Origin of the sequence: Plantactinospora solaniradicis (genome assembly GCF_042658085.1) — a bacterium.
Taxonomy (GTDB): domain Bacteria; phylum Actinomycetota; class Actinomycetes; order Mycobacteriales; family Micromonosporaceae; genus Plantactinospora; species Plantactinospora solaniradicis.
The window spans coordinates 1-891 of record NZ_JBHSPR010000063.1 but is presented as its reverse complement, the minus strand read 5'-3'; the positions used below and the strand labels follow the sequence as shown (position 1 = coordinate 891).

General features: G+C 68.7%; 1 protein-coding gene. It reads left to right on the top strand.

Features of this window, described 5'->3' with window-relative positions; translation table 11 throughout:
* The coding region (locus tag ACFP2T_RS41810) for an AMP-binding protein (RefSeq protein WP_377432427.1) at window positions 1-891 on the top strand (891 nt) is incomplete at both ends.

Below are 891 nucleotides of genomic sequence, written 5' to 3'. Positions count from 1 at the left end.
GCGGACCGGGTGCTCGGCCCGTTCATCAACACGTTGCCGGTACGGGCCCGTACCGGTGGGGTCGGTGTCCGCGACGCGGTCGAGGCGATGCGTTCACAGCTCGCGGCGCTGTTGGAACACGAGCACGCGCCGCTGGCCGTGGCCCAGCAGGCCAGCGGGGTGGCGGGGAACCTGCCGCTGTTCACCAGCCTGTTCAACTACCGCCACGTCACCGGCGGCCAGGCGGAACGGAGCGCGCCCGAGCCGGCCGGCGGTAGTGGCATCCGCAGCACCTTCACCCAGGAACGAAGCAACTATCCGATGATCGTCTCGGTCAACGACGCGGAGTCCAGCGAACTGAGCGTGAGCGTCGAGGTTGCGGCCTCCGTTGATCCGATCCGGGTCGGGCGGCTGCTCCGGAACACCCTCGAACAGGTTGTCGACGTGCTGGGCCAGGTGCTCGATGGCGGCACGGACACCGACCTGGACAAGGTCGGCGTGCTGGACGCCGAAGAGTTCGAGTTGGTGGTTCGGGGGTGGAATGACACTGCGGTGCCGGTTGGTGGGGAGTCGGTGCTGGGGTTGTTCGGTCGGTGGGTGGCCCAGACGCCGGCTGCGGTGGCGGTGGTGGCCGATGGGGTCGAGCTGACGTTTGCCGAGTTGGATGTGTTGGCGGGTCGGTTCGCGGCGTATCTGGGCTCGTGTGGTGTGGGGCCGGAGTCGGTGGTCGGGCTTCGGCTGCCGCGTGGGGTGGAGATGGTCGCGGCGATTGTCGGTGTGTGGAAGGCCGGGGCGGCGTATCTACCGATTGATCCGGGGTTGCCCGCGGACCGGGTGGCATTCATGGTGGCCGACTGTGGTGTCGGGTTGGTGGTCGACGGGCAGTTGCCGTTGGCGGAGATGCCGGTGCCG